Below are 14,947 nucleotides of genomic sequence, written 5' to 3' on the forward strand. Positions count from 1 at the left end.
TTTAAGTCCTGTGGAATACCGACAAGAACTTGGTCTAGCCGCATAAAAACCAGTCCAAGTTTTTATCCGCATCCCCACCGGGGGCTAGTGGGTCACTTCGAGATGGAAATCAACATCCAGGTTTTTGTCCGCATCCCCTTGGGGCAGGGAACCATTATTTGCAGGTACAGTCTTGCTCATGTAATCACATTGAGCTGAGGGATCATGCTTGGAAGAAATGAAGGCGTTTCGCACAACACTGAGGACAAGGGGTGGTGGTGTCAACACGGGGAACGGCTTGAACTTGCGTTCGTGGATATTTGCCAAACGAACCTGGGCTTATCTGCGGCGATTAACCCAGCCAAGGAAAGAGATCCATATGCGCCGGATTTAGTTGTAGATGGGATATTGGCTGACCTGAAGGTTCAGAACACCCCATTTTTTGTTTCCAATCGCTATGACCTAGATCCTCGTCGTACCGTTACCTTCAACCGCAAGGACTATGAGAGATACAGGTCGCTCTACCCGGAAATAGATATTTACTTCTGGGTGGAGTGGACTCAGACAGAGTCAAAGTTTGGCAGTGTTGACTATTTGGCAGGCATCTATCGGCTACCGTTCGCCGACGTTGCAAGATTGATTCAAGGCGGGGCGCCAGAACATGAATATATGCACCGCCGCAACGATACTCAGGGAAACGCGAAATCCTCTTTCCTGCTGAACCTCGGCGACTTCCAGACTCTGTTCGAGAAAAGCTAAAAAACGCCAGCCTTTGAGTTTCTGGTTTTCTAGGTTGCGGACACCCTTCCCCCAAGCAAAGGGGGAATTCATGAAGGACTCTATTGCCAAGCATGGGGCGAATATCGGCCCTAGTGCTGGTAACACTGCGGTTCACACAGGTAGAAAGAGCGAGAATTCCACGCTGCTTGTCATGAGGTAGCTGCGTCTGGGACTCTTGTTATCTTGGCTTCATTTAGGCTTGTGCAACTAAGCCTCATCGAAGAGTTGGTACGGCCTTTTTCTTTGCCACGCTGGTCAGTTTCGGCTTCTCCGCTGCGCTGTTGAAAGCGATAAGCTTGTCCCAGTTGATGGAGCCGTTGTCGTTAGAGAACTCTTTTAAAAACTCCAGCACAAAGCGGTTTTTAGCTTCGTCAAAGGCTTGCTGGAATTCAGGGCGACGATCGACTGGTGTATCCAGCATGCATGTAGCAATTTTGATGTAGTACTGGTTATCGCCAGTGAGCATTGCCCAAAACTCTTGGCCTGCTACTTCTCTGAACGTTGCTTTGCTTCTTTCGGTTTGCTTTTTACGGCCGTAACAATAGCCAACTACTGGGTCAAAGCGCAAGGCAAGCTTTGATAAACGCTTGTTGAGCGAGGCAAAGTTTTCACCCTGTTTTTTCTTGCTTGCTGCATTGAAGACGTTGACACCAGATTTGACGGCTATGGGGCGTACCACGCCTTCCCCGGGTATTTGCATGGTGACGTCAACACCCTCCCCGTCAGAGGTCATGACCGTTGCATCTGGATTGGCATGCTTCGCAGACCATTCAGCCAGGGGCTCAAAGAAAACGTTACCGAAGAGGGTTTCATCCGAGCTGGAGACGTGGGCACGCAGAATTTCTTCCACGATTTCGCTGGCGTCAGCCACCCCAGATGCCCGGTAGAGATAGGGGTTTTTTCTGCTAAGCGTTTGAATTAGCTTGAGGTTTTGAAGAGATTCTTTTCGCTTAGAAAAGAAAATGTCTAGCAGCTCTGCAACTTTTTCTTGCAGCTTAACTTCTTCAATCATCCCCCGCCCTTTTCAATACTGTGTTTTTATTTGCCAGCCAGCGCCTGAGACATTTGCCGCATGCTGTCATGCACTGAAGTGCCACGCATGCGTTTGACGCGAATCTCAGATTTACCGAGCGCTACCGCCACCAGCATTTGCCCAATGGCCCGCCCCAGTGGGATGGGAACGGCATTGCCAATCTGCCTGTAACAGTCAGTGATCTTACCCTCGAAGACCCAACTGTCTGGAAACTGCTGAATGCGTGCGTATTCCTTGACGGAGAGCGGACGCAGCTCACGCGGGTGGCCCAGCAGGGTGGCTTTTTGGTTGGGACTGGTAACCAGCGTGGGAGATGGCTCTGAGTAAGGAAGGCGACGGTAGAAGCCAACTTTACCGCCACCTGATTCATAAGCGCCGCCCATGGCCTTTTTAGCGATGCCTGGAGGCAGAGATTTCCAGTTGCCGCCTTCAGGTACCAGGTGCAGGTATTCCATGATGGCGGGCGTAAATTTAGCGCATGGGCCTGGGTCTTCAATGTCGCCTATCGCATCAAAAAGGGTTCGCCAGCGCATGCCCTCATTCTGGTGAATGTGGAAGTGTGTGGGTGATGGCAAGAAAATGGCTTCTTTATCGCGGCTGCCGATGATGACCAAGCGCTCCCGGAATTGCGGGGTGCCGTAGTGCACCGCATCCAACACGCCATGCACGGTGTGGTAACCCAAAGCTTTGAACTTTTGCAGGATATGTTCTAGCAAGGGCAGAGATTGCTTGTCTCCAGGGTCAACCAGCGTGGATGCCAAACCTTTGACGTTTTCCATAACAAAGAACCTAGGGCGCAACTGATCAACCACATGGATGAACTGGTTGTAGAGCTGGCCGCGCTCATCCTCAACACCCAGGCGCTTGCCTGCTGTTGAGAAAGATTGGCATGGTGGGCCGCCTACAACAGCAAAGACGGAGTCTTTTTTTAGTTTTCCTGCCTTGAGCAGAAAGTCACAAGATGGGTCTTGGTTAATAAGCTCTCTAATATCGCCCAGAACACCTACGTGGCCGTTTTTCTTAATAGTCTCTACACACCATTTGTCATAATCTTGAGAGACAGCCACGTTGAGGCCCGCCTGCATGAGACCTATGTCTAGCCCCATAGCTCCAGAAAAGAGAGAAACAACTGGAAAAAGTGGCGTTCCGTCGATATTTTTAATATTACGCATTTAGTACTCAAACAGCATCTAATCATCAAAACGTGCTGCATTTGTTGCTTGAAGCAGGCAGCTCAAGCTTCAAAAATTTTATCTCGATCACACCTAGGCATGCATAGAGCAAGAACTTGCCCACACAGAGCCACTCACAGAAGCTACTTACTACAGCGCGAGATCTGCAACCAGACTGGCGCCGTCGCCATCTGCCAGTGCGTGTAGCTTATGCCCTCGTCATGTCAAACATCAGAGAGCTACTGCTTAGATCGATGGCTGCCCTCTCACTGCGTCCTCAGTTTGCCAGCTTCTCCGGTCTAGCTTCACAACCAAATCTTCTGCTCTCAAGTGTGTATAGCGCTTCAGCATCTGCATGGACTTGTGCCCGCTGATGGCAGATACCTCTTGATCGCTGAAACCTTGCTCAACTAGGCGACTTACAGCCTCATGGCGAAGATCGTGAAAGTGAAGGTCACGAAACCCTTGCTTTGCCAAAATTTGGCGCCAAACGCGATCGTACTGCCATGGTCTTCTCTGACCATCCCTGCCAGGCTCTCCGAAAAATATAAGACGGGTATCGCCAGGACGAGCAGGGTTAGAAATAGCCTCTCGCATCACTTCGGTAGCCCGCCGACTGAGAGGAACGGTTCGTGGCTCACCATTTTTAGTGTCAAGCAGCCTGACGATACGGCGCTCCATGTCCACGTGCTCTAGCTTTAATGAAGTTATTTCGGATCGGCGCATTCCGGTCTCAATAGCCAGCTCCACAATCCACTTCAACATGGGGTTGCTATGTGCTGCCACTGCAGCAAACAATCGAGCTTCTTCACCAGCATCCAAACGTCGGTCGCGGGCAGCGCCAGGAGTAGGCTTCCTAATCAAGCGCACCGGGTTGTAGACGAGCCCTACACCCCATTCACGCATAGCCACAGCGTACAGATGGCCTAACAGTGCTAAGTCAAGCCGCACTGTGTTGGCAGCCTTGCCATCAGCCAAACGCTGATCACGGAATTTAGCCACCAGCTCGGGCGTCACTGCACTCATGGAGTACGCCCCAAAGAACTTCGTCAAGGCAGAAAGATGCGATCGCTCACCGAGCTGGGTGTAATGCTTTTTGGTGGGAGTGACTTCAGCCGCATAGCGATCCAGTGCCTGGGCCAACGTCATGCGATCGGCGGACTGCCTACGGATGTACAAGCCGCGCACCATTTCATCCTCAGTCGTACGAGCCCAGTCATCGGCATCGCGCTTGACTCGGAAAGTCTTGATAGTGGTGGGAAAGCCGCGCTTGCGGATGATGGCCTTCCAAGTGCCGGAGGGGGTTTTGATGATGCTTGCCATGAGGTACCTTCGGTTCAATGTACCGAAACTGTTACCTTAGGGGCTATGGTGAATAGCCTTCGCAACAACAGCGCAAGCCTAAGCTGTTGTTTCCATTAAAAGAAATGGTAGGGCGTGGCGGACTTGAACCGACGACCAAAGGATTATGAGTCCTCTGCTCTAACCAACTGAGCTAACGCCCCAACCTGACTTCCCAGGCCCGTAAGGACCAGGGAAACCTTCGCATTGTAACGGCTAGCGGTGGTGGCTCAGCGCATTGCTGACCAACTTGGACGTTATGTCCACGATTTGAATCATCTTGTCGTAGTGCATGCGTGTGGGGCCAATCACGCCCAGGGTGCCCACAATCTGGCCGTCGACTTCGTACGGGGCGCTCACCACCGACAGCTCCTCAAAAGGTACGACCTGGCTTTCGCCGCCAATGTAGATGCGCACGCCTTCGGCTTTGCTGGAGAAGTCCAGCAGGCGCAGTATCTGGGTTTTTTGTTCAAACAGCTCAAAGGCCCGGCGCAGGTTGCCCATGTCGCTGGAGAAATCACTCACGGCCAGCAAATTGCGCTCGCCAGAGATGATGACTTGCTCTTGGGGTGCTTGCGACATCACTTCTGCGCTGACGTTGACCGCCGCCTGCATCAGGTTGGCTACTTCGCCGCGCAGCTGGTCTACCTCTTGTTTGATGCGCTCGCGCACTTGCTCAATATCCAGCCCCGCGTAGTTGGCGTTGATGAAGTTAGAGGCTTCAATAAGCTGCGACGCAGAAAACTCTGCGTCTGTAAATATCACCCGGTTTTGCACATCGCCCTGGGGCGAGACGATGATCACCAGCACGCGCCGCTCTGAGAGTTTGACGAATTCGATGTGTTTGAACACCGAACTGCGGCGCGGTGCCATGACCACGCCCACAAACTGCGACATGTTGGACAGCAGCTGCGCCGCGTTGGCAATCACCTTCTGTGGTTGTTCTGCAACCAGCTCGGGGGCCACCAGCCCGCCGCTTTGCACCGTGAGCATGGTGTCTACAAACAAGCGGTAGCCACGGGCCGTGGGAATGCGCCCTGCAGAGGTGTGGGGGCTGACGATAAGCCCCATTTCCTCCAGGTCCGACATGACATTGCGGATTGTCGCAGGCGACAATTCCAGCCCAGAGGCGCGCGACAAAGTGCGCGAACCTACAGGTTGGCCGTCCGAGATATAGCGCTCGACCAGCGCTTTCAACAACAACTTGGAACGTTCATCGAGCATGTGATGATTTTAATGATGTAATTTCCGTTATGACGTCCAAGTTTCGCCACGTAGCGCTGGTTGGCAAATACCAGTCTTCTTCTGCCTCTGGTGCTGCCACCGAGCAGTCTCGCCAAATCCTTTTTGATATTGCAGGTTTTCTGCAACAGCAGGGCTGCGAGGTGGTTTTAGAAGAAGAAACGGCCACCCACACTGGCTTGCAGCATAGTTTTCGGTCCATGCCGGTAGATGGCCTGGGCCAGCACTGCGATCTGGGCATTGTGGTGGGCGGCGACGGCACCATGCTGGGCATTGGCCGCCAATTGGCCAAGTATGGAACACCCTTGATTGGTATCAACCAAGGCCGTCTGGGCTTTGTCACCGATATTCCGCTGGATGATTACCCACAGGCCTTGCTGCCCATTCTGCAGGGCCAATACGAACAAGAAGCCCGCCCCTTGATGCACGCCCGCGTGGTGCGTCAGGGCGAAACGGTATTTGAGGCGCTGGCCATGAACGATGTTGTCGTCAACCGTGGCGGCACTTCGGGCATGGTGGAGCTGCGTGTGGAGGTTGATGGACAGTTTCTGTCCAACCAGCGTGCTGACGGGTTGATTGTGGCCACGCCCACAGGCTCTACGGCCTACACGCTGTCGGTGGGCGGGCCACTGATGCACCCCTCGATTCCCGCCTGGCTGATGGCGCCCATTGCGCCGCACACGCTCTCTAACAGGCCCATCGTGCTGTCGGACCAGACCGAAGTGATGATGGAAGTGGTCAGCGGGCGCGATATCAGCGCCAACTTTGACATGCAGTCGCTGGCCTCTTTGCTGCATGGCGACCGTATTTTTGTCCGCCGCTCTGAATACAGCGTGCGGTTTTTGCACCCCGTAGGCTGGAACTACTTCGCAACGCTGCGCAAAAAACTCGGCTGGAACGAAGGGGGCTACTGACCATGGCACTTAAACGCATCGCCTTGCGTGACTTTGTCATCGTGCAGCAGCTGGATTTGGATTTGCACTCAGGCTTTACCGTGCTGACGGGCGAGACCGGGGCAGGCAAATCTATTTTGATTGATGCCCTGCAACTGGTGCTGGGCAGCCGCGCCGATGCAGGTGTTGTGCGTGAAGGTGCCGCTCAGGCCGATATCAGTGCCGAGTTTGATGGCCCCGCCCATTTGCATGCCTGGCTAGAAGAAGGCGGTTTTGCGCTGGAAGACACGCTCTTGCTGCGCCGCGTGATCGACACACAGGGCCGCAGCCGCGCCTGGATCAACGGTGCACCGGCCACCGCCACCCAATTGCGCGCGCTGGGCGACGCTTTGCTGGACATTCATGGCCAGCACGCCTGGCAAAGCCTGACCCGCGCCGATGCCGTGCGTGAGCTGCTGGACGCTTACGCGGGCGTCTCCACCCACACTGTGCAACAGCACTGGGCAGCATGGCGCGCTGCCTCCAAAGACCTGGAGCATGCGATGGCCGCGCAAGACACCCTGCAACGTGAACGCGAGCGTTTGCAATGGCAGATTGGTGAGCTGGACAAGCTCAACCCCGGCATGGACGAATGGGATGAGCTGAACACCCAGCACACCCGCCTGTCGCACGCGCAGGCACTTCTGGAAACGGCACAAAACGCGCTCTTTTTGCTGGAAGACGATGAAGCCGGCATCAGCAGCCCGCTGGGGCGTGCGCAGGACATGCTGCAGGACAACGAGCACCTGGAGCCCGAGTTTCAGGCGATTGCCGATGTGCTGGCATCCAGCCTGGCGCAGATCAACGATGCCCAGCATTCACTGCAAATTTACCTGCGCCGCACCGAGCTAGACCCCGAGAAACTGGCCGAACTAGACCAGCGCCTGTCGCTGTGGATGCAGCTGGCACGCCGCTACAAGCGCACCCCACAAGAGCTGCCTGCACTGCTGCAATCGTGGCGCGAAGAGCTGCGCCAGCTGGATGCGGTGGTTGACATTGACCGCTTGCGCAAAGCCGAGCAGCAAGCGCAAGAGGCGTTTCAGACATCGGCACGCGCACTGTCGCAGCAGCGTGCCAAGGCGGCGCCCAAGCTCTCGCGTGCCATCACCCAGGCCATGCAAGGCCTGGGCATGCAAGGCGGCAGGTTTGAAGTGCAGCTGGACAAGCTGACCGAGCCCGGCGCGCATGGCTTGGACAGCGTGCAATTTTTAGTGGCTGGCCACCCCGGTGCCACGCCCAAACCGATTGGGAAAGTGGCCTCGGGGGGTGAGCTTTCGCGCCTGTCGCTGGCCATTGCCGTCACCACCAGTGAGCTGGGTCATGCTGGCACCCTGATTTTTGACGAAGTCGACTCTGGCGTGGGCGGTGCCGTGGCCGAGACCGTCGGCAAGCTGATGCGCGCTTTGGGCAAAGACCGCCAGGTACTCGCCGTTACCCATTTGCCGCAGGTGGCTGCGTGCGCCGACCATCACTATGTGGTGGCCAAAAAACGTGACAAAGCAGGCACCAGCAGCACCGTCACCCCGACCGATACCAGCCAGCGTGAGCGGGAGATTGCGCGCATGCTGGGCGGAGAAAAAATCTCAGCCACTACCATGGCCCATGCGCGTGAAATGCTGGTGCAGGCAACGCAAGAGATAGGCTGACAACACAGAGGGCAGAAATGACAGATTTGGAAATTGTGCTGATCACCGGAATGTCTGGTTCTGGCAAGTCCGTGGCCTTGCACGCTCTGGAAGATGCCGGCTATTACTGCGTTGACAATCTGCCGCCCGAACTGCTGGAAGACTTTGTGCGCCTGCAGCATGTGCACCATGGCAAGCGCGTAGCGATTGCCATTGATGCACGCAGCGCCACCAGCCTGCCCAACCTGCCGCGTGAGCTGGACAAGCTGGAGCGGCTGAAAGCCTCGGGCCTGCATTTGCATGTGCTGTTTCTGGATGCCTCCACCGGCACTTTGGTGCGCCGCTTTTCGGAGACACGACGCCGTCACCCGCTCTCAAAATCTGAAACCCCCGATGGCCGCCAGGCGCTGATGCAAATCATCGAGCAAGAACGCGAGCTGCTGGGTGATCTGCGCGAGCACGCCCACGTCATTGACACCAGCAACATCCGCGGCTCACAGCTGCAAAGCTATGTCAAAGCGCTGCTCAAGGCACCAGCCAACCAGATGACGCTGGTGTTTCAGTCCTTTGGGTTCAAGCACGGTATTCCAGTCGATGCTGACTACGTATTTGACGTGCGCATGCTGCCCAATCCGTATTACGACACAGAGCTGCGCCCGCTGACTGGCAAGGACGAAGCCGTGCAAAGCTTTCTGCGCCAGCAGCCCGACGTAGCCGCCATGCAAACGCATATTGCGCAATTTCTGGACCACTGGCTGCCAGTGCTCAACGCTAACCACCGCAGCTATGTGACCGTGGCCATTGGCTGCACGGGCGGGCAGCACCGCTCGGTGTACCTGGTCGAACAGCTGGCCGAGCGCTACCAGAGCCAATGGTCCACCTTGCGCCGCCACCGTGAGATGGACAGCCGGGCCTGGGCTGCCATCACAGCCGTATCCCATTAAAAAGAGAGCTATCAGCGCTTGCCAGGAATAGCTTTCAGATACAAAAGTATCTTAAAGCCTTTGTACACAAGCGTTAAGCGCTCCTTTTTTACAAAGACTCCAGCAACTTTCGCACTGGCGCTGGCAAACCCAGCTGCGGCCAGGCTGCACCAGCGTGCCAGCCCCAGTCCGCCAAACCGGTTGGCAATGCAGGCAGCACCCCGGCCACATCCACCACCACCGGGTGCAAAAACAAGTCGCGGTGCGTCAATACATGCAGTTGCGCGGGCCAGTCCTGTCGCGCCACCACGGTCAGATCAAGTGACTGCAGGCTGGCACCCGCATCAGCCAGACTGGCATAGACCGGCGGGCTGAACAACCCCGCCCAGATCCCTGTATCGCCCCCGCTGGACGGCCTGCGCTGCAAGCACACATGGCCTGCGGCATCACGCAGCACCAGCAGCCACCACGCCTGAGAGCTGCGCTTGGTCTTGCGCGTCTTGACCGGATAGCTTTGCGGATTGCCGTGCTGCGCCGCCCGGCACTGGGTTTGCAGCGGGCACACCAGGCACGACGGATTGCGCGGCACACACAGCGTGGCCCCCAAATCCATCAGGCCTTGCGTATAGCGCGGCATGGCGTTGTGCAGATCGTGCGTGGGCAACAAATCTTCGGCCAGCTGCCACAGGGCCTTTTCATTGCGGCTGCTGGACAAATCTTCGCCATAGGCCAGCACGCGCGTCAGCACGCGCTTGACGTTGGCATCCAAGATAGCCACGCGCTCTGCAAAGCAAAACGAGGCAATCGCCGCCGCTGTCGAGCGGCCAATGCCAGACAGCGTAGCCAGCACAGCGGCGCTGCGTGGGAACACGCCGCCATGCTCGGCCACCACGGCCTTGGCGCATTTGTGCAAATTGCGCGCGCGGCTGTAGTAGCCCAGGCCGCTCCACAGCGCCATCACCTCGTCTTCTGGGGCCGCCGCCAAGCTGGCCACATCGGGGAACTGCTGCAAGAAGCGGTCGTAATAACCCAAGACCGTGCTGACCTGGGTTTGCTGCAACATGATTTCAGACAGCCACACGCGGTAAGGATCGCGCGTTTGCTGCCAAGGCAAATGATTGCGGCCATGGCTGGCCTGCCACTGAACCACGTTCGTGGCGATTGAAGGAAGCAAGGAACTCAAGGGAAGGAGAAAAAACGGAGGCTGAAGAAAAGCAGAACGCAGCTTTCAAGTCGCCTGGCCTTCGGCCACCAGCTCCTGCGGTTGCACTGCATAGGGCTGCACCAACTGCTGCATCCACTGGGCCAGACGCTGCTCCAAAGCCGAAAGCTGCTGCTCAGCGGATTCAATTTCAGCAATCCGCTCCATCAGACCACTGGCGGCTTCGTTGATGCGATCCACAGCCTCAATACGCCGTGCAAAGCTGCGTTTGCGCTCCTTCAATTGTGCATCCAGCTGCGAAGTGGCGCTTTTGCTCCATAAATCCAGGTCATTGGCTGCGGACTCAAAGACTGCCCGCAATCGCATGCCCAAGGCATTGACCATGCGCTGGCCAAACAACGGATTTGCCAGCTTGAGCGAATGCCCAAATCCCAGATATTGCAGGTAACTTTCTTCAATCTGCGCCAACTCACGATCAAAGTCATGCAGTTGCAAATCACTGGGCGGCTGCAGAGAAAAGCCGAACTCGGTGTTCAGGTCTCTGAAAGTTCCCCCCAGCATGGCTTGAATCTCTGCTGCAGTAGCCTTGCAATGCGCACCCAAGCCGCGCAGTTGCTCGAACGTAGAGGCATACACCTTGCGCACCCCCATCTTCAGGCCCGCCTGCGCCAACGCACCCGTAAGCTGCTCCAGCTCCCGGCGCAAAGACGTTGCACCCAGAAACTGGAAGGCCTGGTTCATCAATTTCAGGTGCACGGAGCGCACTGCCAAAATCTTGGTACTGCTGGCTTCAAACGTGCGCTGCTCCTGCCGTATGCGCTGGCGCATGCTTTCGATCACCGTGGAATTTTTGCCGCGCAAACTGCGCAGCTCCAGCATCTGCTCGTCGAGGTCGCGGCGTCGAATATGAATCGATCGCAGCACCTGCGCTTGCAACTGCATGACCCCTTCACCCACCACGCTGCACAAAATGCTCTGGCGATGCGCCAGGATGCCCTGCGCCAGCAAATCCTCAAACAACGGCAATCCACTGTTTTTGAGCAAGCTGGCATTGCTTTCAATTTTGGCCATCAGGCCTTTTTGCGCAGACAAAGGAACGATGCGCGCCGGGTCAATCTCCAGAACCTGCGCACTGTGCGCGCGTTGCCGGTTGAGCTGGGCCTGCACCTCGGTGCCAGAGTCCAGGCTGCCCCATAAAGTATCAATTTTATTGAGCACCACCAGGTGCGCATTGCCTTCACGGTGGCAAGGCAGCAAGTGCTCTTTCCAGATAGCCAGATCAGATTTGGTCACCCCGGCATCGGCCGCCAGCAAAAACACCACCGCGTGCGCCTGGGCAATCAGGTTGACCGTCAGCTCAGGCTCGGTTCCCACCGCGTTCAAACCCGGTGTATCCACAATCACCAGACCTTGCTTGAGCAAAGGGTGCGACAGATTGAGCAGTGCGTGGCGCCATCTGGGAATTTCCACCATGCCCAGGGCATCGCACACCGGGTTGTCAGCCCCGGCCTCATCGCTCCAAAAACCCAGCAACTGTGCTTCTTGCACTGACACTTTGCGCACTTGCGCCACATAGGCCACGTTGTGTGCCAGTTGATCTGGGTCATTCACATCCAGTGGCAATTGCACCCAGGCCGCAGGGCGGTTGCGCCATTCCGCCAGACTGTGGGGCTGCGAGCGCGACTCTACGGGCAAAAGACGCAAACAGGGCGGCAGTGCTGGGTCGTAGCCCAGCTCTGTGGGGCACATGGTGGTGCGCCCCGGGGTAGCCGGCATGATGCGGCGACCGTAATGCGCAAAAAAGACCGCATTAATCAGCTCTGACTTGCCGCGAGAAAACTCCGCCACAAAAGCCACGCACACCTTGTCATCGCGCAGCAGGTTTTCAAGGCGCTGCAAATGATCTTGTACAGCCGCATCCAGCAAATCCTGTGCGGCCAGCCACCCTCTGAAGCCTGCCATCTGCCCCGCAAAGTCTCTGCGCCAGTGGCCAAACCGGTCAAATTGCTCGCTAAATGAAGGACCCACGTCTCCCCCCTCGTTGCATTGTTGTACCGACCGTACTGAATATACCCCCCCCGCTTTTTGCAGGAAGTGCCATAACGCGGTGGATTGACTATGTCTTTTGGCAGTGCGGGCAGTAGTAAGTGCTGCGCTGGCCTTGACGCAGCAAAGCAATTGCGTTGCCACAGCGCATGCAAGGCAAGCCGTTACGCCCATACACCTGAGCTTGTAACTGGAAGTGACCAGGCATGCCATCAGCGCTGGAAAAGTCACGCAACGTGGTGCCGCCACGCTCCACAGCCAGCGCCAAAATCTCACGAATCGACTGGTAAAGACGCTTGGCTTTGAGCGTACTGATGCTGTTAGCCGCAGCGGTTGGCGCTATGCGGCTGGCAAACAGAACCTCAGAGGCATAGATGTTGCCCACCCCCACTACCAGCTTGCCACTGAGCAGCAGGGGCTTGATAGGTGAGCGGCTGGCCTGCAGCCCCGCATGAAAAGCTTCCCACCTGAAATGGCTGGCGTCCAGCGGCTCCATTCCCAAACCATCTAGCAGCTTGCGTGCGACGGGGTCGTTTTCACCGCTGGTTGCAATCACTGCGCCAAAGCGCCGGGGGTCATGCAAGCGCAAAGTCCCCCTGTCGGTACGCATATCAAAATGGTCATGCACGCCCAGTGCAGGCAAGTCGCTGGCAAAACGCAAGCTGCCAGACATTCCCAAATGCACCATGAGCATGCCGCGGTCCAGATCAATCAGCAGGTACTTACCGCGACGGCGCACTTGCTGCACCTGAGAGCCGACCAGCTTGTCAGGCACGCACCCCAAGGCCCAGCGCAAAGGCTTGCCCATGGTGACGGCCAGAATGCGGGCCCCTTCAATCTGGAGGGCAAAGCTGCGACGGGTGACTTCGACCTCTGGAAGTTCTGGCATCTGATGGTTTCGCTCACAACAGTGAAATGCTTGGATTATTATGGTTCCATGGTTTCCAAACTTCGCAATTTCCGCTTGGCCTTGATGTCCGCACTTGTTCTCGGAACATTGCCTACTTTGGCGCAAGAAGCACCCTCCCTCGACAGCACGACGTCAGAGGCCCTCCCCCCATCAGCAGCCGACACAGCGGCAGCTTTGAGCGCCGAGCTTTTCTACGACCTGCTGGTCGGGGAGATGTCGGCCTCTCAAGGAGATGCGGTCAATGCTGTGGCATTGCTGATGGAAGCAGCACGCCAGAGTCACTCGCAGCAGCTGTATCAACGCGCAGCCGAGCTTGCGCTGCAATCGCGTTCAGGCCAACGTGCGCTGATGGTGGCCGATGAGTGGCAAAAAAACTTCCCGCAGTCTCGCGAAGCCAATCGCTTCATGCTGCAGGTTCTGCTGATGCTCAACCGGGTCTCTGAATCCCAGGACGCCTTGAGCCGCGAAGTTGCATGGACACCAGCAGCCGCCAAGTCTGCCACCTACCTGTCGATTGCGCAGCTTTACAGCCGCGCTAGCGATAAAGCACTGGCTGCCGCCGTCGTCGAGCAAGCTTTGCAGCCAGATCTGAAAAACGCCAGTCTGGCCCCTGCAGCCTGGGCCACCATTGGCCATTTGCGCATTGCGGCCAATCAAAAAGACTTGGCCCTCCAGGCCTTGAAGCACGCTTATGCACAAGGCCCCCGCAGCGGAGCTACGGCCTTGCTGGCCCTGGAGTTAATGGAATCAGGCGTCTCTTCCGCAGAGCCAATGGTGCAGGAATATATGCAGCACCAGCCTGCACCGACCATACAGATGGCCTACGCCCGCGTGCTCATGGCTCAAAATCGTCTGGACAACGCCCTAGAGCAGTTAACCCGGCTGCTCAAGGGCAAGCCGGATATGCCCGATGCCTGGATGGCCCTGGCCAGCCTACATGCCCAGCAAGCCAACTGGAAGAAAGCGCAAGAGGCATTGCAGCGCCTGGAAAGTCTGGTTGAAAAAATGCCGGCGCTGGCTCAGCGCACCCAGGCCCTCACCCAGGCTTACATGCTGGGGGGGCGCATTTCTTTGCAGCAAAAAGACTATGCGCAGGCGCTGAACTGGCTGGAAAAAATTCCAAGCGGCATTGACACCTTGAACGTGCAGAGCCTCAAGGCGCAAGCGCTGGCCAAGCTAGGCAAGCTGGCACAGGGCCGAGCCTTGATTCGTGCCGTACCAGCCGACAGCGAAGAGCAAGAGGTGCAAAAACGCCAGGCAGAAGTCATTTTGCTGCGTGACAACGACGCACCCCAGGAGGCTTACTTGCTGCAGCGCACCTTGTACGAACAATTGCCTGACGACGCCAACATTGCTTACGAAACGGCCATCCTGGCTGAGCGCGCAGGAAAGATCGATGTCATGGAAAAGATCCTGCGCGAGATCATCCAAAAACATCCCGATCACCACCACGCCTTCAATGCGCTGGGTTACTCGTATGCAGAGCGCAATATTCGACTGCCAGAAGCCAAAGAACTGATTGAGACAGCGCTGCAGCAAGCACCCAACGACCCTTTCATCCTCGACAGTCTGGCCTGGGTGGAGTTCCGCATGGGCAACAAGGACCGTGCCTTGGCCCTTCTGGAAAAGGCATACGCACTGCGCAATGACGTGGAGATTGCAGCCCATCTGGGAGAGGTGCTGTGGAGCACCGGCAATCAAGAGCGTGCCCGCAGTGTTTGGCGCCAGGCGCTGATCCAGGATGCAGACAACGAAACCCTGCGCACCACACTTGAACGCATGCAGGTCAAGCCCTAATAAGC

12 protein-coding genes and 1 tRNA gene are annotated in these 14,947 nt (G+C 56.7%); 5 read left to right on the forward strand and 8 right to left on the reverse strand.

What is annotated here, in order from left to right:
• The first annotated feature begins 204 nt into the window (after positions 1-204).
• On the forward strand, positions 205-738 hold the full coding sequence (locus tag H9646_RS14370; protein WP_191724077.1) for a hypothetical protein: 534 nt from the start codon (positions 205-207) through the stop codon (positions 736-738).
• 235 nt (positions 739-973) lie between these two features.
• Here the strand turns inward: H9646_RS14370 and H9646_RS14375 are convergent, their stop codons facing one another.
• The 5 genes from H9646_RS14375 to hrcA form a co-directional block, all read right to left on the reverse strand.
• A complete protein-coding gene (locus tag H9646_RS14375) occupies positions 974-1,771 on the reverse strand; it encodes a PmeII family type II restriction endonuclease (RefSeq protein WP_191724078.1) in 798 nt (265 codons plus the stop codon).
• 26 nt (positions 1,772-1,797) lie between these two features.
• A complete protein-coding gene (locus tag H9646_RS14380) occupies positions 1,798-2,964 on the reverse strand; it encodes a DNA cytosine methyltransferase (RefSeq protein ID WP_191724079.1) in 1,167 nt (388 codons plus the stop codon).
• Between the two features lie 246 nt (positions 2,965-3,210).
• Positions 3,211-4,287 carry a site-specific integrase gene (locus tag H9646_RS14385; RefSeq protein ID WP_191724080.1) on the reverse strand — a complete coding sequence of 359 codons (1,077 nt, stop codon included), beginning with the start codon at positions 4,285-4,287 and terminating at the stop codon, positions 3,211-3,213.
• Positions 4,288-4,392: 105 nt separating this feature from the next.
• Positions 4,393-4,469, reverse strand: a tRNA-Ile gene (locus H9646_RS14390).
• A 52-nt stretch (positions 4,470-4,521) separates the two neighbouring features.
• The gene (gene hrcA / locus H9646_RS14395; protein WP_191724081.1) at positions 4,522-5,529 is read right to left on the reverse strand and encodes a heat-inducible transcriptional repressor HrcA; all 1,008 of its coding nucleotides are present in this window, start codon (positions 5,527-5,529) and stop codon (positions 4,522-4,524) included.
• Between the two features lie 29 nt (positions 5,530-5,558).
• Here hrcA and H9646_RS14400 point away from each other — a divergent pair, with 29 nt between their 5' ends.
• From H9646_RS14400 to rapZ, 3 genes are read left to right on the forward strand one after another with little or no spacing between them, the layout of a single operon-like run.
• Positions 5,559-6,461 (forward strand): NAD kinase, encoded by a 903-nt coding sequence (locus tag H9646_RS14400; protein WP_191724082.1) that lies wholly within the window; start codon positions 5,559-5,561, stop codon positions 6,459-6,461.
• A 2-nt stretch (positions 6,462-6,463) separates the two neighbouring features.
• The gene (gene recN, locus H9646_RS14405; protein ID WP_191724083.1) at positions 6,464-8,125 is read left to right on the forward strand and encodes a DNA repair protein RecN; all 1,662 of its coding nucleotides are present in this window, start codon (positions 6,464-6,466) and stop codon (positions 8,123-8,125) included.
• Positions 8,126-8,142: 17 nt separating this feature from the next.
• Positions 8,143-9,048 carry an RNase adapter RapZ gene (rapZ, locus tag H9646_RS14410; protein ID WP_191724084.1) on the forward strand — a complete coding sequence of 302 codons (906 nt, stop codon included), beginning with the start codon at positions 8,143-8,145 and terminating at the stop codon, positions 9,046-9,048.
• Between the two features lie 88 nt (positions 9,049-9,136).
• Here the strand turns inward: rapZ and mutY are convergent, their stop codons facing one another.
• The 3 genes from mutY to mutM form a co-directional block, all read right to left on the reverse strand.
• On the reverse strand, positions 9,137-10,210 hold the full coding sequence (mutY, locus tag H9646_RS14415; RefSeq protein ID WP_191724085.1) for an A/G-specific adenine glycosylase: 1,074 nt from the start codon (positions 10,208-10,210) through the stop codon (positions 9,137-9,139).
• Between the two features lie 45 nt (positions 10,211-10,255).
• Positions 10,256-12,217: a dynamin family protein gene (locus H9646_RS14420; RefSeq protein ID WP_191724086.1), complete on the reverse strand. Its 1,962-nt coding sequence runs from the start codon at positions 12,215-12,217 to the stop codon at positions 10,256-10,258.
• A gap of 88 nt (positions 12,218-12,305) precedes the next feature.
• Positions 12,306-13,124 carry a bifunctional DNA-formamidopyrimidine glycosylase/DNA-(apurinic or apyrimidinic site) lyase gene (gene mutM / locus H9646_RS14425; protein WP_191724087.1) on the reverse strand — a complete coding sequence of 273 codons (819 nt, stop codon included), beginning with the start codon at positions 13,122-13,124 and terminating at the stop codon, positions 12,306-12,308.
• Positions 13,125-13,208: 84 nt separating this feature from the next.
• Here mutM and H9646_RS14430 point away from each other — a divergent pair, with 84 nt between their 5' ends.
• Positions 13,209-14,942: a tetratricopeptide repeat protein gene (locus H9646_RS14430; protein ID WP_225214226.1), complete on the forward strand. Its 1,734-nt coding sequence runs from the start codon at positions 13,209-13,211 to the stop codon at positions 14,940-14,942.
• Positions 14,943-14,947: the final 5 nt, after the last annotated feature.

Source organism: Comamonas avium, from assembly GCF_014836675.1.
Lineage (GTDB): Bacteria > Pseudomonadota > Gammaproteobacteria > Burkholderiales > Burkholderiaceae_C > Comamonas > Comamonas avium.

What these genes read in the sequence shown, in the direction of transcription:
- H9646_RS14430 (WP_225214226.1), top strand. Translation starts at nt 13,209, where the DNA reads ATGTCCGCACTTGTTCTCGGAACATTGCCTACTTTGGCGCAAGAAGCA.
- recN (WP_191724083.1), top strand. Translation starts at nt 6,464, where the DNA reads ATGGCACTTAAACGCATCGCCTTGCGTGACTTTGTCATCGTGCAGCAG.
- mutM (WP_191724087.1), bottom strand. Translation starts at nt 13,124, where the DNA reads ATGCCAGAACTTCCAGAGGTCGAAGTCACCCGTCGCAGCTTTGCCCTC.
- hrcA (WP_191724081.1), bottom strand. Translation starts at nt 5,529, where the DNA reads ATGCTCGATGAACGTTCCAAGTTGTTGTTGAAAGCGCTGGTCGAGCGC.
- H9646_RS14370 (WP_191724077.1), top strand. Translation starts at nt 205, where the DNA reads ATGCTTGGAAGAAATGAAGGCGTTTCGCACAACACTGAGGACAAGGGG.
- H9646_RS14380 (WP_191724079.1), bottom strand. Translation starts at nt 2,964, where the DNA reads ATGCGTAATATTAAAAATATCGACGGAACGCCACTTTTTCCAGTTGTT.
- H9646_RS14375 (WP_191724078.1), bottom strand. Translation starts at nt 1,771, where the DNA reads ATGATTGAAGAAGTTAAGCTGCAAGAAAAAGTTGCAGAGCTGCTAGAC.
- H9646_RS14400 (WP_191724082.1), top strand. Translation starts at nt 5,559, where the DNA reads ATGACGTCCAAGTTTCGCCACGTAGCGCTGGTTGGCAAATACCAGTCT.
- H9646_RS14385 (WP_191724080.1), bottom strand. Translation starts at nt 4,287, where the DNA reads ATGGCAAGCATCATCAAAACCCCCTCCGGCACTTGGAAGGCCATCATC.
- rapZ (WP_191724084.1), top strand. Translation starts at nt 8,143, where the DNA reads ATGACAGATTTGGAAATTGTGCTGATCACCGGAATGTCTGGTTCTGGC.